Annotated in this window: 21 protein-coding genes; 4 read left to right on the top strand and 17 right to left on the bottom strand. The window is 54.5% G+C overall.

Going from position 1 to position 22,738, the window contains the following annotated elements:
- Positions 1-20: 20 nt before the first annotated feature.
- The 3 genes from brnQ to phoB all read right to left on the bottom strand — a co-directional run bounded on the left by brnQ (position 21) and on the right by phoB (position 3,801).
- Positions 21-1,340 carry a branched-chain amino acid transporter carrier protein BrnQ gene (brnQ, locus tag OGV50_RS06110; protein ID WP_012133587.1) on the bottom strand — a complete coding sequence of 440 codons (1,320 nt, stop codon included), beginning with the start codon at positions 1,338-1,340 and terminating at the stop codon, positions 21-23.
- 408 nt (positions 1,341-1,748) lie between these two features.
- The gene (gene phoR, locus OGV50_RS06105) at positions 1,749-3,044 is read right to left on the bottom strand and encodes a phosphate regulon sensor histidine kinase PhoR (RefSeq protein WP_012133590.1); all 1,296 of its coding nucleotides are present in this window, start codon (positions 3,042-3,044) and stop codon (positions 1,749-1,751) included.
- Positions 3,045-3,111: 67 nt separating this feature from the next.
- The gene (gene phoB, locus OGV50_RS06100; RefSeq protein ID WP_012133591.1) at positions 3,112-3,801 is read right to left on the bottom strand and encodes a phosphate response regulator transcription factor PhoB; all 690 of its coding nucleotides are present in this window, start codon (positions 3,799-3,801) and stop codon (positions 3,112-3,114) included.
- 187 nt (positions 3,802-3,988) lie between these two features.
- Here phoB and sbcD point away from each other — a divergent pair, with 187 nt between their 5' ends.
- Positions 3,989-5,197, top strand: coding sequence for an exonuclease subunit SbcD (gene sbcD / locus OGV50_RS06095; protein ID WP_058669151.1), 1,209 nt, complete (start codon positions 3,989-3,991; stop codon positions 5,195-5,197).
- A complete protein-coding gene (sbcC, locus tag OGV50_RS06090; RefSeq protein WP_200093097.1) occupies positions 5,194-8,337 on the top strand; it encodes an exonuclease subunit SbcC in 3,144 nt (1,047 codons plus the stop codon). The genes sbcD and sbcC overlap by 4 nt, the downstream gene beginning before the upstream one ends.
- Positions 8,338-8,779: 442 nt before the next feature.
- Here the strand turns inward: sbcC and mak are convergent, their stop codons facing one another.
- Complete coding sequence (gene mak / locus OGV50_RS06085) at positions 8,780-9,688, bottom strand: fructokinase (protein WP_199971313.1); 909 nt, start codon at positions 9,686-9,688, stop codon at positions 8,780-8,782.
- Between the two features lie 125 nt (positions 9,689-9,813).
- Between mak and rdgC the strand changes: the two genes are divergently transcribed.
- Positions 9,814-10,725 carry a recombination-associated protein RdgC gene (gene rdgC, locus OGV50_RS06080; protein ID WP_024130604.1) on the top strand — a complete coding sequence of 304 codons (912 nt, stop codon included), beginning with the start codon at positions 9,814-9,816 and terminating at the stop codon, positions 10,723-10,725.
- 37 nt (positions 10,726-10,762) lie between these two features.
- On the opposite strand, the gene ppnP is transcribed toward rdgC, so the two are convergent.
- The 5 genes from ppnP to OGV50_RS06055 all read right to left on the bottom strand — a co-directional run bounded on the left by ppnP (position 10,763) and on the right by OGV50_RS06055 (position 13,460).
- Positions 10,763-11,047: a pyrimidine/purine nucleoside phosphorylase gene (gene ppnP / locus OGV50_RS06075; RefSeq protein WP_024130605.1), complete on the bottom strand. Its 285-nt coding sequence runs from the start codon at positions 11,045-11,047 to the stop codon at positions 10,763-10,765.
- 70 nt (positions 11,048-11,117) lie between these two features.
- Complete coding sequence (locus OGV50_RS06070) at positions 11,118-11,795, bottom strand: AroM family protein (RefSeq protein ID WP_012133600.1); 678 nt, start codon at positions 11,793-11,795, stop codon at positions 11,118-11,120.
- A gap of 261 nt (positions 11,796-12,056) precedes the next feature.
- The gene (gene yaiA, locus OGV50_RS06065) at positions 12,057-12,248 is read right to left on the bottom strand and encodes a protein YaiA (RefSeq protein ID WP_012133601.1); all 192 of its coding nucleotides are present in this window, start codon (positions 12,246-12,248) and stop codon (positions 12,057-12,059) included.
- Positions 12,249-12,274: 26 nt separating this feature from the next.
- Positions 12,275-12,820 carry a shikimate kinase AroL gene (gene aroL, locus OGV50_RS06060; protein WP_114847702.1) on the bottom strand — a complete coding sequence of 182 codons (546 nt, stop codon included), beginning with the start codon at positions 12,818-12,820 and terminating at the stop codon, positions 12,275-12,277.
- Between the two features lie 181 nt (positions 12,821-13,001).
- Positions 13,002-13,460 carry a YaiI/YqxD family protein gene (locus tag OGV50_RS06055; RefSeq protein WP_012133603.1) on the bottom strand — a complete coding sequence of 153 codons (459 nt, stop codon included), beginning with the start codon at positions 13,458-13,460 and terminating at the stop codon, positions 13,002-13,004.
- A 138-nt stretch (positions 13,461-13,598) separates the two neighbouring features.
- Between OGV50_RS06055 and proC the strand changes: the two genes are divergently transcribed.
- The gene (gene proC, locus OGV50_RS06050; RefSeq protein WP_047458533.1) at positions 13,599-14,408 is read left to right on the top strand and encodes a pyrroline-5-carboxylate reductase; all 810 of its coding nucleotides are present in this window, start codon (positions 13,599-13,601) and stop codon (positions 14,406-14,408) included.
- A 15-nt stretch (positions 14,409-14,423) separates the two neighbouring features.
- On the opposite strand, the gene adrA is transcribed toward proC, so the two are convergent.
- The 8 genes from adrA to OGV50_RS06010 all read right to left on the bottom strand — a co-directional run bounded on the left by adrA (position 14,424) and on the right by OGV50_RS06010 (position 22,677).
- Positions 14,424-15,521 carry a diguanylate cyclase AdrA gene (gene adrA / locus OGV50_RS06045; protein WP_012133605.1) on the bottom strand — a complete coding sequence of 366 codons (1,098 nt, stop codon included), beginning with the start codon at positions 15,519-15,521 and terminating at the stop codon, positions 14,424-14,426.
- Positions 15,522-15,628: 107 nt separating this feature from the next.
- The gene (psiF, locus tag OGV50_RS06040; RefSeq protein WP_012133606.1) at positions 15,629-15,949 is read right to left on the bottom strand and encodes a phosphate starvation-inducible protein PsiF; all 321 of its coding nucleotides are present in this window, start codon (positions 15,947-15,949) and stop codon (positions 15,629-15,631) included.
- Positions 15,950-16,091: 142 nt separating this feature from the next.
- Positions 16,092-17,507: an alkaline phosphatase gene (gene phoA, locus OGV50_RS06035; protein WP_200030802.1), complete on the bottom strand. Its 1,416-nt coding sequence runs from the start codon at positions 17,505-17,507 to the stop codon at positions 16,092-16,094.
- 159 nt (positions 17,508-17,666) lie between these two features.
- Positions 17,667-17,927 carry an anti-adapter protein IraP gene (gene iraP / locus OGV50_RS06030; protein ID WP_012133608.1) on the bottom strand — a complete coding sequence of 87 codons (261 nt, stop codon included), beginning with the start codon at positions 17,925-17,927 and terminating at the stop codon, positions 17,667-17,669.
- Positions 17,928-18,157: 230 nt separating this feature from the next.
- Positions 18,158-19,150, bottom strand: coding sequence for a DNA-binding transcriptional regulator IdnR (idnR, locus tag OGV50_RS06025; RefSeq protein ID WP_058668690.1), 993 nt, complete (start codon positions 19,148-19,150; stop codon positions 18,158-18,160).
- Positions 19,151-19,233: 83 nt separating this feature from the next.
- Positions 19,234-20,523, bottom strand: a complete 1,290-nt coding sequence (locus OGV50_RS06020) for an MFS transporter (RefSeq protein WP_024130608.1) — start codon at positions 20,521-20,523, stop codon at positions 19,234-19,236.
- A gap of 23 nt (positions 20,524-20,546) precedes the next feature.
- Positions 20,547-21,311, bottom strand: coding sequence for a gluconate 5-dehydrogenase (gene idnO, locus OGV50_RS06015; RefSeq protein ID WP_012133612.1), 765 nt, complete (start codon positions 21,309-21,311; stop codon positions 20,547-20,549).
- Between the two features lie 172 nt (positions 21,312-21,483).
- Positions 21,484-22,677: a multidrug efflux MFS transporter gene (locus OGV50_RS06010; RefSeq protein WP_012133614.1), complete on the bottom strand. Its 1,194-nt coding sequence runs from the start codon at positions 22,675-22,677 to the stop codon at positions 21,484-21,486.
- Positions 22,678-22,738: the final 61 nt, after the last annotated feature.

Raw genomic sequence — 22,738 nt, 5'->3', positions numbered from 1 at the left:
AAAACATACTGTCAGTGATCTTAGTGAGCGCTGGAGGTCACTTGTCGACCTGCGGCGCGATCCCAGATAATTGCCAGAACAACCATCACCACTGTTGGCATCAACCACGCCAGCCCCTGTTCCGCCAGCGGTAAACGCTGGGTCCAGGCCGGTAAGATGTCACCAATCGCAGAGGCTTTAATCCCGTCAAGGATACCAAAAACCAGGCTGATAAACATCGCCGGAGCAATGACGCGGGAAGAATTATGCCACCATGAGCGGGTAAAGCTTAATACAACCAGTGCGATACACGGCGGATAGATGGCTGTCAGCACCGGAATAGAAATCTGAATCAGATGGCTCAGACCCAGATTCGATACCACCATTGAGAAGCCGCCCAGAATAAACACCAGCGTGCGATAAGAGAGTGGGACGTACTGCGCAAAGAACTCCGCACATGCGCAGGTCAGGCCAACCGCCGTCACCAGACAGGCGATGAAAATCAGCGCCGCCAGCAGCAGGCTACCCGCGCCGCCGAAGGTATGCTGAACGTAAGCGTGCAGGATTGCCGCGCCGTTAGCAGACTGATCGACCAGCGTCGCGCTATCCGATCCCAGACGGAACAGCGCAAGGTACAGCAGCGTCAAACCCACACCCGCCATCAGGCCCGCCCAGACGGTATAACGGGTCAGCAGACGCGCTTCTTTAACGCCGCGCGAGCGCGCCGCATTGACGATAACGATACCAAACACCATTGCGCCCAGCGTATCCATCGTCAGATAGCCATTCACAAAGCCATTAGAGAACGCCGCGTTCTGGTAGGCATCCATCGCGTCGCTAATCGGGCCGGCAGGCCAGATGATTGCCGCAACGGAGAGAATAATCAGCGCGATGATTTTCAGCGGCGCCAGGAAGTTACCCACCGTGTCCAGCAGTTTGCCCGGATAGAGCGATACCAGAATCACAATGGCGAAATACACCAGGCTGTAGATAAACAGCGGCAGTGCGGAATCGCCGGTCAGCGGCGCAATCCCGACTTCAAAGGAGACGGTCGCCGTACGCGGCGTTGCGAATAACGGCCCCACCGCCAGATAACAGACGGTCGCCAGCAGAACGCCAGCCACTTTACCAATCGGGGTGCTCAGGCTATCAACGCCGCCGCCGACTTTCGCCAGCGCCACAACGGTAAGTACCGGAAGACCAACGGCAGTAATCAGAAAGCCGAACGCCGCAGTCCAGACGTGTTCACCTGCCTGCAAACCGACCATCGGCGGAAAGATAATATTGCCTGCGCCAACGAACAGCGCAAATGTCATAAAGCCCAGAGCGATAATATCGCGCGATTTTAACTGATGGGTCATAAAGTTTTACTGCCTGTGGATGTGGTGTTGAAAACGTTAAATTTTCTGCCCTTCCCTGCGGGACGATACAGCGGCATTTTTAAGCAATTCCAGCGGGATATGCTCCTGGGCTGGCGCGGCGAAGAATAGTTTTTCGATTTACCGCGTAAATGCAGTCGGTATGACAGCATCTGGAGCGCAATTTAAACGCTTATAACGTTTTAAAGCAAGGTGAGATCCAAAAACCAGAAGAATATAGCGATATGAAATTAGCAACCAGTACAAAACGCTATCCATAAGAAAAAGTCATGGCTAATCATGCGAACAAAAAAGCATCAGACGTTGAAAAATTCAGCAGAGTCTTCTTTACTGCAAAGAAAATAAGCCAGCATCCGCTGGCTTATGGAAAGCTAACCTTACGAACCACAATTAAGCGCAATTTTTGGCAATTAATCGTTCCGGCAGCACAAAGCTGAAGCGCGTCCCTTTACCCGGCGAACTGTCGATAATCAATCGACTCTCGTGATGATTCAGCGCATGTTTCACAATCGCCAGACCTAATCCGCTTCCCCCGGTTTGCCGCGACCGCGCTTTGTCCACACGGTAGAAACGCTCCGTCAGACGCGGAATATGCTCAGGCGCAATCCCCGGCCCGTTATCTTCCACGCTGAACTCCGCACCGTGGGTCACATGCTGCCAGCGCACGGTAATATGCGTTCCCGCAGGCGTATGATTTACCGCGTTATAGACCAGGTTCGAAATCGCGCTGCGCAACTGTTCTTCGTTGCCCAATACGCTCAGCCGGGCATCCACTTCAAACGTAAAGGTGTGTTTCTGCTGGCTGAGCGCCTGCGCCTCACGCTCAACAACACGCAGCATCATCGGCACGTCCACCCTTTCGTTCAACAGCAGCGCGGGCGCCGCCTCAATTTTCGACAGCGTCAGCAGTTGTTTCACCAGCCCTTCCATCCGGTGCGTTTGCTCACGCATCGTATGCAGCGCCTTCTCCCGCGTCGCGCCTTCCAGAGGCTGCTCCTGCATCATCTCCAGATAGCCCTGCAAGACGGTAAGCGGCGTGCGTAGTTCATGGCTGACGTTCGCGAAGAAATTGCGCCGCGCGCCCTCAAGCTGGTGCATCTGCGTCACGTCGCGTGCGACCATCAATAGTTGCTGATCGGTATAAGGCATCACGCGGATCTCCAGATGCCGCCCGGTGTTGAGCACCAGATTGAGCGGCCGGATAAAATCGCGTGTTTTGAGATACTGCGTAAATTCCGGGTAGCGCAGCAGGTTCAGAATGTTTTGCCCGTTGTCGTCCGGCCAGCGCAGCCCAAGCACCTGTTGCGCCAGTCCGTTACACCAGAAAATCCCGCCGTCTTCGGTTGTCAGCACCACCGCGTCGGGGAGGGATTCCGCCCCGCTGCGAAAGCGTTTAATCAGGTTTCCCAGTTCGCGACGCCGCTTTTTATTACGCAACTGCATCTGGTGCAGACCGTACAGCAGCGGCTCCCAGCTCCCGCGTCCCGGCGGCGGCGTCATACTCATATCGACCCACAGCCACCAGGAGAGGCGCAATAAATTCCAGAAATGCCAGATCAGCAATCCCGTTACCGACGCCAGTAAAAACCAGGGCAGATAACCAAAAAAAGCACTGAGGATAAAAGCGGGGATGCAGCAGAGGATCAGCTCCAGCACCAGCCTTTTCCATGACAGCCGTTCCAGCACGCGTCACACTCCCTTCAGAATAGTAAACCCGCCCGCCACACCGAGATGCCGGTCTGGCGGCAAGGTATTAAAAACGGGTCGAAAAGCGATACCCGGTTCCGCGTACCGTTTGCACCATACGATCGTGACCGCTGTGCTCCAGCGCTTTACGCAAACGACGAATATGCACATCGACCGTACGGTCTTCAACATACACATTCGTTCCCCAGACATGGTTGAGGAGCTGCTCGCGACTGTAGACGCGCTCAGGGTGCGTCATAAAGAAGTGTAACAATTTAAATTCGGTCGGCCCCATATCGAGCGGATTTTCCCCGGTCATCACGCGGTGCGAAGTTGGATCGAGGCTAAGCCCCTGCATCTCAATCACCTCTTCTACCGCCATCGGCGAAATGCGGCGCATCACAGCTTTGATACGCGCCACCAGCTCTTTAGGGGAAAACGGCTTGGTGACATAGTCATCCGCCCCGGTTTCCAGCCCGCGCACGCGGTCTTCCTCTTCGCCTCTTGCCGTCAGCATAACCACAGGGATATCCCGGGTCATCGCTTCACGCTTGAGGTGTTTAATAAACTGAAGGCCCGACCCGCCGGGCAACATCCAGTCAAGGAGGATTAAATCCGGCCAGGGTTCATTCAGTTGGTTCACAGCACTGTCATAATCTTCGGCTTCTACTGGCTGAAAGCCATTTTGCTCGAGCACGAAGCAGACCATTTCACGAATTGGAGCTTCATCTTCTACGACCAGAATACGTCTCGCCATGATTTGCCCTGTTTAAATAAGTCGTTGTCATCAATGCGGCGCCATTATGCGTCAGATTTATGACAGATTTATGAAAAAGATAGTCGACATTCGGCTCAGGTTATTGATTTATGACAGTCACGAAACAAGATATTACCGTTCCCGACGGGTTATAATCCTGCCCACGCTTTTTCGTCATGGAACCGTTATGCGCATCCTTCACACCTCTGACTGGCATCTGGGACAAAACTTCTACAGCAAAAGCCGCGCCGCCGAGCACCAGGCGTTTCTCGACTGGCTGCTGGAAACCGCGCAATCTCACCAGGTGGATGCGATTATTGTCGCGGGTGACATTTTTGATACAGGATCGCCGCCAAGCTATGCCCGCGAGTTGTATAACCGGTTTGTTGTCAATTTACAGCAAACCGGCTGTCATCTGGTGGTGCTGGCCGGAAACCATGACTCCGTCGCCACGCTCAACGAATCCCGCGATATTCTGGCGTTTCTCAACACCACCGTGGTCGCCAGCGCAGGCCACGCGCCGCAGTACCTTTACCGTCGCGACGGCACGCCGGGCGCCGTGCTTTGCCCGATTCCGTTTTTACGCCCGCGCGACATCATCACCAGCCAGGCGGGGCTTTCGGGTAATGAAAAACAGCAGCATCTGCTCGGGGCGATCACTGATTATTACCAACAACAGTATCAGGAAGCCTGTAAGCTGCGCGGCGACGGCGATCAAACTCTGCCGGTTATCGCCACCGGGCACCTCACCACCGTCGGCGCCAGTAAAAGTGACGCGGTACGTGACATCTATATTGGCACGCTAGATGCCTTCCCGGCGCAAAACTTCCCTCCTGCCGATTATATCGCTCTGGGACACATTCACCGGGCGCAGATCATTGGCGGCACGGAACACATCCGCTACTGCGGCTCTCCGATCGCGCTGAGCTTTGATGAGTGCGGCAAAAGCAAATGCGTCCATCTGGTCAGTTTTGCAAACGGCAAATTACATCAAGTAGAGAACCTCACCGTTCCCGTCACTCAACCGCTGGCGGTGCTGAAAGGCGATCTGGCCTCCATCACCGAACAACTTGAGCAATGGCGCGATGCTCACCAGGAGCCTCCCGTCTGGCTGGATATTGAAATCACCACCGACGAATACCTTCACGATATGCAGCGCAAAATTCAGGCATTAACGGAGTCGCTGCCCGTTGAGGTTTTACTGGTGCGCCGCAGTCGGGAAAATCGCGAACGCATTATGGCTAACGAACGACGTGAAACCCTGAGCGAACTGCGCGTGGAAGACGTTTTTACCCGCCGTCTGGCGCTGGAAGAGCTGGATGAGCCCCAGCGTGAACGTCTGACGCAGCTTTTTACCACCACCCTACATTCGCTGGCCGGGGAGCATGACGCATGAAGATTCTCAGTCTGCGCCTGAAAAATCTCAACTCCCTGAAGGGAGAATGGAAAGTCGATTTCACGGCAGAACCTTTTGCCAGCAACGGGCTGTTTGCCATCACCGGGCCGACCGGCGCGGGGAAAACCACGCTGCTCGACGCCATCTGTCTTGCGCTCTATCACGAGACGCCGCGCCTGAGCACCGTTTCGCAATCGCAAAACGATCTGATGACCCGCGATACGGCCGAATGCCTTGCTGAAGTGGAGTTTGAGGTTAAAGGCGAGTCTTACCGCGCTTTCTGGAGCCAGAACCGCGCCCGCAATCAGCCGGACGGAAACCTGCAAGTGCCGCGCGTGGAGCTGGCGCGCTGCGCCGACGGAAAAATCCTCGCCGATAAGGTCAAAGATAAGCTGGAGATGACGGCATCGCTTACCGGGCTGGATTACGGACGCTTTACCCGCTCCATGCTGCTGTCGCAGGGGCAGTTCGCTGCGTTTCTCAATGCGAAGCCAAAAGAGCGCGCCGAGCTTCTGGAAGAGCTGACCGGAACAGAAATCTATGGGCAGATCTCCGCGCTGGTGTTTGAAAAGCACAAGACCGCCCGCACTGACCTGGAAAAGCTTCAGGCGCAGGCCAGCGGCGTCTCGCTGTTAGCGCCGGAGCAGCAGCATTCCCTCAATGAAAGTTTGCAGGCGCTCACTGACGAAGAAAAACAGCTGCTCGCCCGCCAGCAGCTTCACCAGCAACATCTGCACTGGCTGACCCGTCAGAATGAGTTGCAGGCTGAAATGAATCGCCGCCAGCAGGCGCTGCGGGTTGCCCAGGAAGAACAGGAAAACGCGCAGCCGCAGCTGGCCGCGCTGAACCTGGCGCATCCTGCCCGGCAGTTACGTCCACACTGGGAACGCATTGAGGAACAAACCGCTGCCGCCGGGCGCACACGCCAGCAAATTCAGGAAGTAAATACTCGCTTACAAAGCGTATTACACCTGCGCAGCCGCATTCGACACAGCGCTCAACAACAATCCGCCGAACTGCACGCCACCATGCAGACGCTGACCGGATGGCTCACCGAACATGAACGCTTCCGCTTGTGGAGCAGTGAACTGGCAGGCTGGCGTGCGCTGTTTGCTCAACAGTCCAGCGATAAAGCGCAGTTGCTTAAATGGCAGCAGCAGTGTGCAAGCGATATCCGCAAGCGTGACGCGCTTCCACCGAATCCTCTGACGCTTACGCCAGAAGAGGCCACGGCAGCGCTGGCGCAGCATACGCAGCAGCAGCCGCTGCGTCAGCGGCTCGCCAGCCTGCATGGGCAGATAGCGCCTAAGCAAAAACGACGGGAACAACTGCAAACCGCGATCCAGAATAGTCAGCAGGAGTTGGCCCGACGCAATGCGGCGCTGGAGGATAAGCGACAGAAATATAAAGAAAAAAATCAGCAGTTCATGGATGTAAAAACGATTTGCGAGCAGGAGGCGCGCATCAAAGATCTGGAAAGCCAGCGAGCGCTGCTGCAATCCGGCCAGCCATGCCCGCTCTGCGGCTCGACCTCGCATCCGGCGATTGCATCCTATCAGGCACTCGAACCCGGCGTGAATCAGGCGCGGCGCGATGCACTGGAAAAAGAGGTCAAGACGCTGGCGGAAGAAGGCGCCGCCTTACGCGGGCAACTGGAAACATTAACGCAGCAGCTACACCGCGACGAAAGCGAAGTGCAGGCACTGGTAAAAGAGGAGCAAGCGCTCACTCAAGAATGGCAAACGCTGTGTGACGCGCTGAAAGTTACGCTGCACCCTCAGGACGATATTTCACCGTGGCTTACCGCCCGGCAGGACTATGAACAACAGCTGTATCAGCTCAGCCAGCGCCATATGTTGCAGGCGCAGATCGCCGCCCATACCGGGCAGGTTACGCAATTTCAGCAGCAAATCGACCAGCGTCAAACCACGCTGCTGTCTGAACTGCGCCGCTACGGGTTATCCCTGCCCGCCGACGGAGAAGAAGCATCGTGGTTAAACGCCCGCGCGGATGACGCGCAAACATGGCAACAGCGCCAGACGGAACTGGGCGAGCTACAAACGCGCATCGCGCAGTTGGTTCCCCTGCTGGAGACACTACCGGAAACAGATATTCTCCCGGAGAGCGACGAGCGCATAGCGCTGGATAACTGGCGGCAGGTACATGATGATTACGTTTCGCTACAGAGCCAGTGGCAGACCTTGCAGCAGCAGGAAGCGCAGGAAATGCAGCGGGTAGCACAGGCGCAGGCGCACTTTGACGCCGCGCTCAAGGCCAGCGTATTTAACGATCGCGCCGCCTTCCTTGCCGCGCTGCTGGATGATGAGACCATCGCCCGCCTCGAACAATATCGCCAGGCGCTGGAAAACCAGTTACAGCAGGCGCAGGCCTTAGCCGCCCAGGCGAGCCAGGCGCTGGCAGAACATCAACAACATCCGCCCGAGGGGCTGGATCTCACGCTCACACCTGAACACATTCAGCAGGCCGTGACGCAATTAACCGGACAACTGCGGGACAATACGACGCGTCAGGGGGAGATCCGCCAGCAGCTCAAACAGGATGCGGATAACCGCCAACAGCAGCAGTCTCTGATGCTGGAGATTGAAAACGCCTCGCAGCAGGTGGAGGACTGGGGTTATCTGAACGCGTTAATCGGCTCTAAAGAGGGCGATAAATTCCGCAAGTTTGCTCAGGGGCTGACGCTGGATAACCTGGTCTGGCTGGCGAACAATCAGCTGACTCGCCTGCATGGTCGTTACCTGCTCCAGCGCAAGGCCAGCGAAGCGCTGGAACTGGAGGTGGTCGATACCTGGCAAGCGGATGCCGTTCGCGATACCCGCACGCTATCCGGCGGCGAAAGTTTCCTGGTCAGTCTGGCGCTGGCGCTGGCGTTGTCCGACCTGGTCAGCCACAAAACGCGCATCGACTCCCTGTTCCTTGATGAAGGGTTCGGCACGCTGGACAGCGAGACGCTGGATACCGCGCTGGATGCCCTGGACGCGCTGAATGCCACCGGTAAGACGATTGGCGTAATAAGCCATGTGGAAGCGATGAAAGAACGCATTCCTGTGCAAATTAAGGTGAAGAAAATCAACGGGCTGGGTTACAGCAAACTGGATAAGATGTTTGCTGTGGAATGACGGTTGTTCTGCCGGATGGCGGCGTAAACGCCTTATCCGGCCTACAGGGAGCACATTGTAGGCCCGGTAAGCGTAGCGCCACCGGGCATTACGCCGGATAGCGGCGTCACCGCCTTGTCCGGCCTACAGGAAGCACATTGTAGGCCCGGTAAGCATAGCTCCACCGGGCACTATGCCGGATGGCGGCGTAACCGCCTTATCCGGCCTACAGGAAGCACGTTGTAGGCCCGGTAAGCGTAGCGCCACCGGGCACTATGCCGGATGGCGGCGTAAACGCCTTATCCGGCCTACAGGGAGAACGTTGTAGGCCCGGTAAGCGTAGCGCCACCGGGCATTACGCCGGATGGCGGCGTGAACGCCTTATCCGGCCTACAGGGAGCACGTTGTAGGCCCGGTAAGCGTAGCGCCACCGGGCATTACGCCTTATCCGGCAAAAAACGATTTACTCCTGCGGCCACAACCATGCCGCGCCGCGAACGCCGCTGGAATCGCCATGTAACGCCTTACGAACCGGCGTTTCGCATTCGCCGCCAAAAACAAACTGTTTAATCAATGATGGCACGGTGTTGTACAACCGATCGACATTGCTCATTCCGCCGCCTAACACGATAACGTCCGGGTCGAGGATGTTGACCACATGGGCTAACGATTTCGCCAGGCGCAGTTCATAACGGCTAAGCGCCCGTTCCGCCAGCGCGTCCTGCTCGTTAACCAGACGGATAATGTCATTCCCTTTCAGCGGATGACCACTCAGACGATGGTAATCCGTGGCAAACCCGGTTCCTGAGATAAAGGTTTCAATGCAGCCTTGTTTGCCACAATAGCAGGGCACTTCTTCACGGTAGCGCAGTTCATCTTCATCCATCCACGGCAAGGGATTGTGCCCCCACTCGCCTGCCGTACCGTTGCCGCCGGTATGCGCCCGACCGTTCAGCGCCACGCCAGCCCCGCACCCGGTGCCGATGATCACCGCAAAAACGGTCTGCGCTCCGGCCGCCGCGCCATCCACCGCTTCGGACACCGCCAGACAGTTGGCGTCGTTCGCCAGGCGCACTTCCCGCTGCAAACGCGCACTCAAATCTTTATCGAACGGCTGACCGTTAAGCCAGGTTGAGTTAGCGTTCTTTACCACGCCGGTATAAGGCGAGATCGAACCGGGAATACCCATCCCTACCGTACCCGTCTGGCCCGTCGCCTTTTCCGCCATCTCGACCAGCGAAGCGATGGTCTCTATCGTTTGTCGATAATCATCCCGCGGCGTAGGCAGACGATGGCGAAACAGCTGTTCCCCCGCATCGCCGAGCGCAATCACTTCCGTTTTCGTGCCGCCTAAATCGATACCTATACGCACACATCGCTCCTCATTTTTAGGGAATATCAACAGAGTAGAGGCGGGTGTTCTGGTTGGCAATGCAAGCCCGCCGACAATTCGTTATTATACCCGCTGGATTTAACGACAAGGCCGTGGAAATTATCATGCTGTGGTTCAAAAATTTAATGGTTTACCGTCTTAGCCGCGATATTTCGTTGCGCGCCGAGGAGATGGAAAAACAGCTAGCCTCGATGACGTTTACCCCTTGCGGCAGCCAGGATATGGCAAAAATGGGCTGGGTTCCTCCAATGGGCTCGCACAGCGATGCGTTAACGCATACCGCCAATGGCCAAATTATTATCTGCGCGCGCAAAGAAGAGAAGATTCTGCCGTCGCCGGTGATCAAGCAAGCGCTGGAAGCGAAAATCGCCAAACTGGAAGCTGACCAGGGGCGCAAGCTGAAAAAAACGGAAAAAGACTCGCTGAAAGATGAAGTGCTGCACTCACTGTTGCCGCGCGCCTTTAGCCGTTTTAGTCAGACAATGATGTGGATCGACACCGTTAACGGTCTGATCATGGTCGATTGCGCAAGCGCTAAAAAAGCGGAAGACACGCTGGCGCTGCTGCGTAAAAGCCTCGGCTCGCTGCCGGTGGTTCCGCTGGCGCTGGAAAATCCTATCGAGCTGACGCTCACCGAATGGGTGCGTTCCGGTACGGTGGCGCAGGGATTCCAGTTGCTGGACGAAGCAGAGCTGAAAGCAATGCTGGAAGACGGCGGCGTGATCCGCGCGAAGAAACAGGATCTGGTCAGCGACGAGATCGCCGTGCACATTGAAGCGGGTAAAGTGGTCACGAAACTGGCGCTCGACTGGCAGCAGCGCATTCAGTTTTTGATCTGCGATGACGGTTCGATCAAACGCCTGAAGTTCAGCGATGAACTGCGCGATCAAAACGAAGATATCGATCGCGAAGACTACGCTCAGCGTTTTGATGCCGATTTCATTCTGATGACGGGTGAGCTGGCGGCGTTAATTCAAAGCCTGGTTGAAGGTCTGGGCGGCGAAGCGCAACGCTAAGTGAATATTCCCTCTCCGCCGGGAGAGGGAAGCGCCATTATAAATAGCGGCAAAGATAGGACGTCGGTTCAGCCACCTGCAAATGGAACTCACTTTGGCCAGGGACGTTAAACACCTCGCCCGCCGCGTAGACTTTCCACTCGGTTTCCCCCGGAAGCAGTACGTTCAACGCGCCACTGACCACCGTCATCTCCTCCGGCGCGGCAGTGCTAAAGGCATATTCGCCTTCCGCCATCACGCCGACACTGGCGCGACCAGTACTGCTGCTGGTAAAGCCGATCGATTTCACTTTGCCGGAAAAGTATTCGTTACTTTGTAGCATAAACTGGCCCTTTCTCATGGTTACGTTAAGCACCAATATAGGGTCGCGACCTTCTGCCTGTCACGCAAAATTAACCGAGTAACTCCGAAGCCAGCCGTGCAATCAATACATTAGAGAGCAAGACCGGAACATCCAGCGCTCTTTGCAATAAATCACGATGACGCTGATTAAATCCAATGGAATCCAGCATGATCACATCCGCGCCCTGTTCCAGCAAATCTTTACCGGCATCAATCAGTTGTTGTTCCGATCCCTGCACGGGATTCGCCAAAGAAAAGACCGGAGGACGTTGTAAGACCTGCCATTTTCTCGCCTGCACATCCAGTAACTCTTCAACCGGCACAATCACGCCCACCTGGTGGCCATCAACAATCGACGCCACTAACGGCGGGATAATACGCAACGGCTCCAGCAGGATCGTGTTACGCGCGGTCATACTGTTAATCGCGGCGGTATTCATCAATAAAATGACATCGTAGCCCTGGTTATCCAGCACTTCGATAATACTTTGCAGGTCGCGCTCCACTTTCTGGCGCGAAACATGGACGATTTGGTTATCACTGAGCAACGTTAATAGCGGATCGTCTCCGGCCTCGACGGCGTACTCCGCCAACACCTCTTCACGGCTGATCTCACCCAACAGACTATGATGGGTAATATGTTGCTCATCGATATACTCCGTCAGAAGCGGCAGCACTTCGCTCATTGGCACAACGCCGATCGTGAGGATAGCCAACGACGCACTCATTTTCTGTTCCACCTTCTTTTTACTTCGTCGTTAATTCCCGGGTAAATGCCTGAACACTTACCTGCCCTGCGCTACAAATGCAGAAAAGCGTAGCAGGAGATCGGCAATGCATTGTGTAAAGATTCCAAATCACTCCAGTAGTATATTGTTATCGTTTAATTTTCAGTTTTAGCAGAATGCGGCAATGAGTGAAAAGTGTGATGCAAGTACGTTGTGACGTGACTCAGGCGCCTTGCCGGGCGTTCCACACGTCAGGATTTATCAGCTTTTATCGGGATCTTCATAGCGCGTTTTGGCATCCATCGCTTCCTGCGCGGAAGGATGCTCGCTGATCAGTGCGTTGGGTTCGGGATAGTCGGCGCGAAGCTGGTACCAGGTCACCGTCTGACCTGGCGTTCCTTTCTCAACGGTGACGATATACGCTTCCCGGGGATAAGGCGGTTTTGTTGGCATAGTTCTTCCTTTTTACTGGATGAACTTTAATTATAGACGCCGCCCTGCAATCGTTGCGCCGCCTGCGACAACGCGGTAAGAATTTCAGAAACAACCTGGTCAGGGGCATGGCTCGCATCGATGATGTAATGCGCGGCTTCACGATACAGCGCGTCGCGCTGTTCGAGCACTTCCTGCACCTCTTCACTTAAGGGCTTGCCGGTTAGCGTCGGGCGCAGTCCCTCTTCTGGCGCGGCCTCCAGCCGGTTCACCAGCGTGGACACTGGCGCGCTTAAATAAATCACAATGCCATTTTCGCGCATATAGCGACGATTGTATTCGGTGAGGATGATCCCTCCCCCCGTCGCAACCACCGTTGACGGCGCGGTAACCGCCTTCAGCGCTGCTGTTTCTCTGGCGCGAAAGCTGTCCCACCCTTCCCGGTCAACAATCTCCGCAACCGTCATCTGGACGTGCGATTGCAACCACCGATCGGTATCAACAAACTGGAAATCCACTGCCTGCGCAAGCGCCATACCGGTTGTTGTTTTACCACAGCCGCGAGGGCCAACAAGAAAGAGAGGTTGCGTCATAGCGGGCTTTCCCCAGAGAGCCGCAAAGGTGCGGGATCTGATGTCATCAAAGTAATAATCATACCACCAAACTAGTACATCGTTAAATGTAAATAAATCATTCCACAAAAACCGTGAAAGATTGTACGCGCTTACTATAACAAGAAATCATCAGCAGCAAAGTGTAAAAATAACATTACATTTAGCGCGTTCTGCGCTGGACTTCCAGCCACCACTTATCCAGCTCGGCGGCGAAATGCTGGCGATCGCGCGGAGAAAGGCTGTCCGGCCCGCCCGTCTGAATCCCGCTGGCGCGCAGGGTATCCATAAAGTCACGCATTGTCAGGCGTTCGCGGATCGTTGACTCCGTATAGCGTTCACCGCGTGGATTCAGCGCCGCCGCCCCTTTTTCCAGCACTTCAGAGGCCAGCGGGATATCCGCCGTAATAACCAAATCTCCGGCTTCGCACTGACGCACAATCTCGTTGTCAGCGACATCAAATCCGGCGGGTACGCGCAGTGTGCGGATAAAACGCGAAGGCGGTACGCGTAAATTCTGGTTTGCCACCAGAATAAGCGGCATCTGCATACGTTCAGACGCACGGTACAGAATCTCTTTAATCACATTCGGACACGCATCCGCATCCACCCATATTGTCATAACCGCTCCAGGCTCATGTGCAATCGTCTATTGTCTCGTGCTTTTGTCTTCCGTCAAAGTGCTGTTTCTCCTTCATGAGACTTTCAATCCACGTTAAGCTAATAACCCCAACTAAAAATACGCATAGGGAGTGACGAAATGGAGAAGAAAATCGGTTTTATCGGTTGCGGTAATATGGGAAAAGCCATTCTGGGCGGCCTGATTGCCAGCGGTCAGGTTCTCCCCGGGCAAATCTGGGTCTATACCCCGTCCCCGGATAACGTCGCCGCGCTGCACGATCGGTACGGCATCAATGCGGCGCAGAGTGCGCAGGACGTCGCGCAGGTTGCGGATATCGTTTTCGGCGCCGTGAAGCCGGGCATCATGATTAAAGTGCTGAGCGAAATCAGCTCCAGCCTGAATAAGGACTCATTAGTCGTCTCTATCGCTGCGGGGGTCACGCTCGATCAGCTGGCGCGCGCGCTGGGGCACGATCGCAAAATTGTTCGCGCGATGCCAAACACGCCGTCTTTAGTCAACGCGGGCATGACCTCCATAACGCCAAATGCGCTGGTCACGCCGGAAGATACCGCTGACGTGCTGAACATTTTCCGCTGCTTTGGCGAAGCGGAAGTGATTGCCGAGTCGATGATCCACCCCGTCGTTGGGGTCAGCGGTTCCGCTCCGGCTTACGTCTTCATGTTTATTGAGGCGATGGCCGATGCCGCGGTGCTGGGCGGAATGCCTCGCGCGCAGGCCTATAAATTCGCCGCGCAGGCCGTAATGGGCTCCGCCAAAATGGTGCTCGAAACGGGTAAACATCCGGGTGAACTGAAAGATATGGTGTGCTCGCCTGGCGGGACGACCATTGAAGCCGTTCGCGTGCTGGAGGAGCGAGGGTTCCGGGCGTCGATTATCGAAGCGATGGCGAAGTGTATGGAAAAATCAGAGAAACTCAGTAAGTCCTGAGCCAGTTGCCGGACGTCAGGCCGCCACTTCTGTACGGTTACGTCCGGCGTTCTTTGCTTTATAAAGCGCCATATCCGCCGATTTCAGCCATTCCCGGTAGTGTCCGATTTGCGTGGTCAATGGCGCAACGCCCACGCTGATGCGCAAAATAACCTGTGGCGCGCACGGCAGGCGTAACGCGTTTAATCGCTCATGAACCCGCGACATCGCGGCAATCGCGTTATCCGCTGGCGTACCGCACATGATCACCGCAAACTCGTCGCCGCCAAAACGTCCTATCACATCGCTGCCGCGCAGCGTCATCTGCAACTGGCGCGTCAGGGCAATAATCGCCTCATCTCCGACATCGTGCCCCCAGGTATCGTTAATGCTCTTAAAGTGATCGATATCGATGATGAGCAACGTGGCGTCCCGGTGGTAGCGGCGACAGTTATCAAATTCATTACGCAACAATATTTCCCAGTGACGCCGGTTATAGACGCCGGTCATGCCATCCCGCATGCTCATCACCTGTAGCCTGCGTTTATGTTCCGCCAGCTTAGTCGCCGTCTGGTAACTCACCCAGGCAAACAGCAAGGGATAAATCACAATCACCGGCAGGGAGAACCACCACTCCAGCGGCGCGCTGCGAAAAGCCACGGTAATTCCGGTCAGCTGTAACGTCACCAGACATGACACAACCATTAACACCATACCGGCAATAAAGAGCCGCAGCCCTCCCGCGCCCATCAAATTCATACACATCATCATCAGCAGAGCCGTGGAGGGCAGCACGTTGACGCCCATCACCCCAACCCAGACGCCAGCAAGAATGGCGTCCGCCTTTAAGTTGTATATTTCCCGGCTTAAGGGATCGATGGCTTTACTCGCCAGTTGCCACGCCAGGTGCGGCCAGACGAAAGACCAGCCGACCAGAAACAACCACCATCCTCCCGCAATCGGTTGTGAAGCCAGTACGGCGGCGATCGGGAGAAACATCCATCCCAGTCCTACCGCACGCGGCAGTCTCACCCGCCTGGCGAATCGCAGCCCGGAGCGTTGATGGTCATTTTGAGGAGAGTGAGGTGGCTCACTCTGTGCGACCGCTTTTTTGTAAAAGTTTTCATCATTCATTATTTTTTGGGAACATTCTGAAACAATTTTCCCAAATTATAGAGAGGGGGATTGTGAAGGAAGTATGAAATTTCGGGTGAGTGATTTTCTCAGCTCACCCGTTAGCACTATGCGGATTTTTTCAGACAGGCACTCATAAACTTGCTGCGATCGTCGCCTTTCAGCGACTGGTCCGTCGCCTGCTGGTTGCACTCACGCATTCTCTGTTGCTGCGGCGTCAGGCTTTTCTCACCTGGGGCGGATTTACTGTTTTTCAGGCAATCGCTCATGTAGGTCTTACGCGCATCCCCTTTTAACGCCTGCGCCGTCGCCTGCTGATTGCAGCTCGTCATACGCTGTTGTTGCGGGGTTAATGTCTTCTCGGCAGCGCCGACGGCGGTTAAAAAAACCAGCCCAAACAGCAGGGTAACCAGTAATGTTATTTTCATAGCACCATCCTTCTGTGAGTGTTGACACTACACGTCATCCTTCTGGTTACGTGCGCCGTAACCGAAGGAGGCTAACTCTAAGTCTGGCTGCTGACGACGAAAATACCACCTGACGGCAAAAGTATTGCCGTCAGGAGTCCGTTTACTTCAGTCCCAACGCCGCTTTCATGGTGTAAAACAGATCGGTCTGGTCCGTTAATCCGACGACATTCGCCGCATGCGGGCCGTATGCGGCAATACGCAACTGGCTGCCGGTATGTTCCTGCGACTCCTCTTCTGAGTTGCCGTAGCTGATGACCATCACCGCGCCATCTTTGGTATTTAACGCCTGCGTCAGTCCCGGCGCTTTGCTTTCCGGCGCGATAATCTGGCTGGAATGCGCATGATCGGCAGTCACCACAACCAGGGTATTGCCCTCTTTTTTAGCGAATGCGAGCGCACGCTGTACGGCTTCGTCCAGATCGACCGTTTCGCCGATCTGCCCGCATGGGTTGGCGGCGTGATCCTGTTTATCGATGGATGCGCCTTCAACCTGCAAGAAGAAGCCTTTTTCATTCTTACTCAACAGCTCAATCGCTTTGTCCGTCATTTGCGCCAGCGTAGGCACGGTATCATCGCGCTGCGGGTTTGCCTTGCAGGTCACCGCAGGTTGTTCAAGGTTGCCGTGATAAGAGGCTTTCGGGCCTTCCCAGCGAACCGGCATGTTGCCGTCGGAGAACAAGCCCAGCAGCGGCTTATCCTGATTTGCCGCCGTTACCGCCTTCAGCGAGGCGGCATCGTTCACCAGCTGATATCCCCGCGCCAGCGCCTGCTCACGCAGCGTTTTCCCCTGCCATTCGCCTGCTGTCGCCATTTCAGCAAAGGTGGCCGCACCGCCGCCAAGCGTAACGTCCGCCCGCGCATTCAGCAGTTGCTCGGTGATCGACCCTTTTCCACCCTTCTCCAGCGCGTTTGTCGGGCAAAGAGTGCTGGTAAGGCTGGGGCCGTAGCATTTGCGTGAGGTTACATGGGAGACTAACGCGGCGGGTGTCGCATCCTGTAATTCTGCGGTCGAGACGTTGCCCGTCGCCAGACCTGCCGCTTTGGCCATCTCCAGGATCGTGGTGTGATCTTTTTCGTGGATATCGACGCCTAACGCGCCGTTATAGGTTTTAACTCCCGTCGACCACGCCGTTGCCGACGCGGCGGAATCTGTGACGTAATCCGGTTTACCCGTTTCTTTATCCAGCGCGTAATGGGTGTATTGCCCGGTCAACGGTAAAGCATCAATTCCTTTAAAAAAGCCGCCGGCCCCTTGCGCATAATTTCGCGCCGCAGTGATTTCAGAATCCCCCATACCATCGCCGATCAACAGGATAATATTTTTGGCCGGTTTATCGCTCAACGAATCTCGCAGCGCCGCCGTTTGATCGCCCGCTAATCGGCGCGCCCCGCCCGGCGTGGTAATATCTCCCTGTGCGGCACGATTATCCAGCACCGTCATCGTGGACGTCCTGGCATGCGTAATGGGGGTAAACAGCAGAGGTAACAGGGCAATAGCAATAGCGCTTTGTTTCACTTTATTTTCTCCATGTGCCTACCCTAAATAATTCGGGTTACAGAAAGCCAATACATATGCAACCTGAAGTACGACGGGTATAAATACAGTAAAATAAAAACAAAGCGACTATAGGTAACTGACGTGACAAGGTTATGACAGTGTTTACTCTGAATACGATCAGCTACGAGGATGCCTCAGTAACTTTTTTACATACTGGCGCAGCAATTCCGTATCGTAATCTGGAACGCTGGCATCCGGCTTTACGCCGTCGAGCGCATCCTCAACCTGATGAATGAGCTTCTGCTGCTCATTTTGCGCCATATTACGCAGCATCGCCGTGACAATAATCTCTAACGCTTCTACCTGAGCAACCAGTTCTTTCGACTCTTCTTCTTTTTGGGCGAGCCTCAGCAACAACTCTGAAATGAGATTTTTCATGACCGTATTTCCTTATCCGAGGAATGCTGACGTTATCATTATGGTTCACGACTGCCTAGAGGGTAAAAGTAGTATTTTTATGATAAAGGAAAGACTTTCTGTAAATAATGCGCTGACAAAATGGAGCGAAACGTTTCTCGCGAGAAAATAATTCAACCGTAAAAAATCAGGGTATAAATAGTCACGCCATTGCATAAATTAAAGTTATGGTAAATACGCCAGAATTTAACTTAAAGCGTATCGCCATAATATATTTGATATCCCAGATTGACCCTGTCCAGCGTCTCTTTTCCGCCCAGACGTTTAATCAGCATATCTGCGGCTACGCTTCCCATATCGTAGCGGGGGGTAATCACGCTCGCTATTTTTTGCAAACGTGCGCGGCCGATTTCCAGGCCATGAAATCCGGCAATAGCAACCTGTTGCGGAACGGGGATCTGCTGCGACTGACACTCCAGCAGCGCGCCAACGGCTAAGTCGTCATTGGTGCAAAAAATCGCGTTAATATCCGGTCTGTCGCGCATCGTCTGCAAAAACAACTGACGACCTAAGGCCAGTGACGAAATGGCTTTTGGCACCACATGGTAAGGCTGTAACCCCTGCTCGCTCAGCGCACGCTCAACGCCGCGATAGCGACTGACATCACGCGGGTCGTCCATTGAGCCGAAAAACGCCACGGCGCGTTTTCCCGCCTCCAGAAACGCCTGAGTCATATCCCACGCGGCTTTTTCGTTATCAATACCAACCTGCATATCCAGACAATGCTCGGTGATATCCATTAACTCCGCCACGGGGATACCGCTGGCGCGCACATACTGCACCATACGTTCAGTATGTTGTTTTCCGGTCAGAATCAGCGCATCAATGTTGTAGGAGAGCAGGTTAAGCACTTCGCGTTCTTCCCGCTCCGGGTCATATTCATAGTTAGCGATCAGCGTCTGGTATTGATGAGCGGAAGTCACCGACTCAATCCCCGCCAGGACATCGGCAAAAATCTGGTTGCGAAAGGAGGGAATCAGCACCCCGATCGTTTTACTACGCGCATTAAGCAAAATCTCGGGGGCGCGATTGGGAATATAATTATTCTCCTCCATGATCTTCGAAATCAGCTCGCGGCTACGCTGCGAGACCTGATTGGGATCGCGAAGATAACGGCTTACCGTCATCTTATTTAGCCCAGCCAGCGTGGCGATATCCTGCAAGGTCATCCGATTGTTTTTCATGAAGTTCTCTGCGAAAGACAGCGTGATCAATTCGCAGAGAACCTTAACACAGCCAGCGAGGGACTGCATCTTATCCGACCGGATTAGCCCACCGCTTTCCCGGTTTGTAAGGATGTGGACGACGGCGCCTGATTAGCGCGCACGTTATACATCAATACCACCGAGGCCAGCAGGGAAATCGCCATAAAGGTGTACGAAACGCCCGGCCCGCCCGTCAGGCCATTGAGATACCCCACCAGCCATGCGCCGAGGAATGCCCCTAACGCGCCGAAACTGTTGATTAAGCCCATCGACACGCCCGCCACATTGCGCGGCAACAGTTCAGGAATTAAGGCAAAAAACGGGCCGTAAGGCGCGTACATGCAGGCTGCGGCAACCACCAGCAATCCATAAGAGAGCCAGAAAGCGTTGCTCCCCAACAGCCAGGAACATAAGAAAGCGATGGCGGCAATCAGCAGCAACGGCCAGATAAACAGCTTACGGTTCTGAAACTTATCCGATAACCACGACACGGTAAGCATCAGACAGATCGCCGCCAGATAAGGCACGGCGGCCAGCCAGCCGACGGATACGATATCCATTTGGGCCGCTGATTTCAGGATGGATGGCATCCACATCATGAATCCGTACACGCCGATACTCCACAAAGCATGTACCGCGCACAGCATGACAACGTTACGCGAGCGCATGGCTTCGCCGTAGTTACGTACCGGTTTAATATGGGTTTGCTCACGATCCATCGCCTGTTGCAGCGTCTCTTTTTCCTCCGCCGTCAGCCAGCTGGCATCGGCCGGTTTATCACGAACCAGCACCCACCAACAAAATGCCCACAGTACCGCCGGGATGCCCTCAATAATGAACATCTCGCGCCATCCCCAGGCCTGAATCAGATAACCGGAGACAATCGACATCCACAACACGGTGACCGGATTACCCAGAATCAAAAAGGTATTCGCCCGCGAGCGCTCGGTTTTCGTAAACCAGTTGCTGATATAAATCAGCATGGCTGGCATCACCGCCGCCTCAACCACGCCAAGAGTAAAACGGATCGCCATCAGCATGGGAATATTACTGACAAACCCCGTCGCGGCGGCACATATTCCCCACAGGATCAGGCTGAAAAAGATCATTTTCCGTACGCTGCGTTTAACGGCGTACAAAGCTCCCGGCACCTGAAAAAAGAAATACCCAAGGAAAAAAAGCGCGCCAATTAAGGATGCGGTTCCTTTCGTAATACCCAGATCGGTTTCAATACCTGCCGCGGCGGCAAAACCATAATTGGCGCGATCGAGATACGCTAAGCTGTAAGTAATAAAAATAATCGGCATTAAATACCACCAGCGCCGGGCTGGTAATTTAGCAAGAGCGTTCATACACATTCCTTTTGATAATGAGTCTATACCGCAGCTAACATTCCGCCGTCGACGAAGAGAATATGACCGTTAACAAAATTCGAGGCCGGGGCCGCAAGATAAACCGCCGCGCCAATCAACTCCTCCGGCTTTCCCCAGCGCGCGGCAGGCGTGCGCTGGTACAGCCAGGCGGAAAAGGCGTCGTCGTTCACCAGCGCTTCCGTCATCTCTGTGGCAAAATAGCCAGGTGCAATACCGTTAACCTGAATATTATATTCCGCCAGTTCCACGCACATTCCTCGCGTCAACATTTTCACCGCGCCTTTTGAGGCAGCGTAGGGTGTAATTGTTTTCCGGCCTAATTCACTCTGCATGGAACAAATATTAATAATCTTCCCTTCCCGGCGCGCCATCATATATTTGGCCACCTGTTGAGAAACAAGGAAGACGGATTTCTGATTGACATCAATAACGCGATCCCACTCTGCTTCAGGAAATTCCGTCAGGGGGTAACGACGCTGGATACCGGCATTATTGATGAGAATATCAATCGCCCCAATTTCCTGCTCAATATGCGCAATCGCTTTTTCCACCTCCGCTGCGTGAGTGACATCAAACCCATAACCCACGGCGTCATAACCCAGAGCCGTCAGTGTGCTCGCGGCCTGTTCCGCCCGCTGCTGCGTAATGTCGTTAATCACCAGGCTGGCGCCATGCTCTGCCAGCCCCCTTGCCAGCAAATTACCGATTCCCTGCGCTGACCCCGTAATCAATGCGCGTTTACCTGCAAGACTAAAAATACTTTTCATCAAAAACCTCTTTTTCGATAGCTGTTACGCGTAACTGTATACGCGTAACAGTAGAAAAAAGAAGTTCTCTTACACAACTAATGGTCAATTTGTGATCTACATTGGATTTGGCAGCAAAGAAAGGATCATGTACAGAATGCTTTCTGCACATGATCACGATTAGCAGCGGATCTCAGGCAGCGTGACGGCGGCGCAACGCAATCGCCAGTTGCCAGATATTCACCAGCACAATGAGCGCCGTCGCGACAAATACCCAGCGAAAGCCCGCCATCGCCGATACGGACGCCCCCATCAGCGGCCCGGCCACATTTCCGAGATACATAAACGACTGGTTATAACCAAAGATACGGCCGGTTATTCGATCGCTGGAATACTTCACCAATAAGGTCTGTACGGCAGGCAGCATCGCGCCATCGGCAAAACCTAACAGAAAACGCAGAACCCCCAACTGGAACGGCGTCGTCACCCACGACATGGCGAAAAACAGCACCACGGCACAGACCAGCGTCGCCATCAGAATCCTTTCCGTCCCGATCCTGTCGCCAAGTTTGCCAAGGCGGGGAGCGGAAATGAGCGCTGAAACGCCGGGCACCGACGCAATTAATCCGCTCAAAAAGGCAATGTTCGTGCTGTCCGGCAGCATGGATTTGATAAACAGCGCCAGGATGGGGCTGATCGAACCGTTACAGAGCTGGATCACCATCGTCGTGAAAAACAGGCTAATCACCAGACCCGGATAGGGCAATGAGGCAAAAACCGCTTTGCCGCTCAGTCGTTCACTCTTTTTGAGAGTCGGACGAACGCCCTCTTTAATTAAAAACAGCGTTACCAGAAAGCTCACCATCAACAGCGTGGCGGTAATAAAAAAGACCGCCCGCAGCCCGATATGATCGGCAATAACTCCGCCCATTAACGGCCCGCCGATCACCCCGCTGATCTGGGCGGTGGAAAGCGTGCTGAGCGCCCAGCCGCTACGCTCTCTCGGCACCTGCGAAGCCACCAGCGCCATCGCGTTAGGAATGTACCCGGAGGTAAGCCCCATGACGCCGCGCAAAAGAAACAGTTGCCAGACATTGGTCGCAAACGCCTGAAGTAAAATCGCGATCGCCATGCCGAGCGATGCGCGCAGTAGCATCAGTTTGCGGCCTTTACGGTCAGCCAGACTGCCCCACATGGGCGAAACAATCGCGGAGATGAGAAAGGTAATACTGAAGGTTAAGCCAGACCACATGGAGAGCGCTTCATGCGAAGTGACGCCCATTTGCGAGATATACAGCGGTAAAAATGGCAGGATCTGACTGATCGCCAGCCCGGTAAAAAAGCAGCCGAACCAGACGGAGATAAGATTAACCTTCCAGGATTCCATAAGTGCTCATAACGATAAATAGCTGAAAACGCTCACCAGCTTAGCAAGTTGCGCCAGCAGA

The sequence above is a fragment of the Citrobacter sp. CK180 genome (assembly GCF_030333655.1).
Classification (GTDB): Bacteria; Pseudomonadota; Gammaproteobacteria; order Enterobacterales; family Enterobacteriaceae; genus Citrobacter_B; species Citrobacter_B koseri.
This window is presented reverse-complemented; position numbering and strand designations above follow the sequence as displayed.

What these genes read in the sequence shown, in the direction of transcription:
- OGV50_RS06070 (WP_012133600.1), bottom strand. Translation starts at nt 11,795, where the DNA reads ATGAGTGCGTCGTTGGCTATCCTCACGATCGGCGTTGTGCCAATGAGC.
- rdgC (WP_024130604.1), top strand. Translation starts at nt 9,814, where the DNA reads ATGCTGTGGTTCAAAAATTTAATGGTTTACCGTCTTAGCCGCGATATT.
- psiF (WP_012133606.1), bottom strand. Translation starts at nt 15,949, where the DNA reads ATGAAAATAACATTACTGGTTACCCTGCTGTTTGGGCTGGTTTTTTTA.
- yaiA (WP_012133601.1), bottom strand. Translation starts at nt 12,248, where the DNA reads ATGCCAACAAAACCGCCTTATCCCCGGGAAGCGTATATCGTCACCGTT.
- idnR (WP_058668690.1), bottom strand. Translation starts at nt 19,150, where the DNA reads ATGAAAAACAATCGGATGACCTTGCAGGATATCGCCACGCTGGCTGGG.
- OGV50_RS06055 (WP_012133603.1), bottom strand. Translation starts at nt 13,460, where the DNA reads ATGACAATATGGGTGGATGCGGATGCGTGTCCGAATGTGATTAAAGAG.
- ppnP (WP_024130605.1), bottom strand. Translation starts at nt 11,047, where the DNA reads ATGCTACAAAGTAACGAATACTTTTCCGGCAAAGTGAAATCGATCGGC.
- sbcC (WP_200093097.1), top strand. Translation starts at nt 5,194, where the DNA reads ATGAAGATTCTCAGTCTGCGCCTGAAAAATCTCAACTCCCTGAAGGGA.
- brnQ (WP_012133587.1), bottom strand. Translation starts at nt 1,340, where the DNA reads ATGACCCATCAGTTAAAATCGCGCGATATTATCGCTCTGGGCTTTATG.
- OGV50_RS06020 (WP_024130608.1), bottom strand. Translation starts at nt 20,523, where the DNA reads ATGAACGCTCTTGCTAAATTACCAGCCCGGCGCTGGTGGTATTTAATG.
- aroL (WP_114847702.1), bottom strand. Translation starts at nt 12,820, where the DNA reads ATGACGCAACCTCTCTTTCTTGTTGGCCCTCGCGGCTGTGGTAAAACA.
- OGV50_RS06010 (WP_012133614.1), bottom strand. Translation starts at nt 22,677, where the DNA reads ATGGAATCCTGGAAGGTTAATCTTATCTCCGTCTGGTTCGGCTGCTTT.
- proC (WP_047458533.1), top strand. Translation starts at nt 13,599, where the DNA reads ATGGAGAAGAAAATCGGTTTTATCGGTTGCGGTAATATGGGAAAAGCC.
- iraP (WP_012133608.1), bottom strand. Translation starts at nt 17,927, where the DNA reads ATGAAAAATCTCATTTCAGAGTTGTTGCTGAGGCTCGCCCAAAAAGAA.
- idnO (WP_012133612.1), bottom strand. Translation starts at nt 21,311, where the DNA reads ATGAAAAGTATTTTTAGTCTTGCAGGTAAACGCGCATTGATTACGGGG.
- adrA (WP_012133605.1), bottom strand. Translation starts at nt 15,521, where the DNA reads ATGAATGATGAAAACTTTTACAAAAAAGCGGTCGCACAGAGTGAGCCA.
- sbcD (WP_058669151.1), top strand. Translation starts at nt 3,989, where the DNA reads ATGCGCATCCTTCACACCTCTGACTGGCATCTGGGACAAAACTTCTAC.
- phoB (WP_012133591.1), bottom strand. Translation starts at nt 3,801, where the DNA reads ATGGCGAGACGTATTCTGGTCGTAGAAGATGAAGCTCCAATTCGTGAA.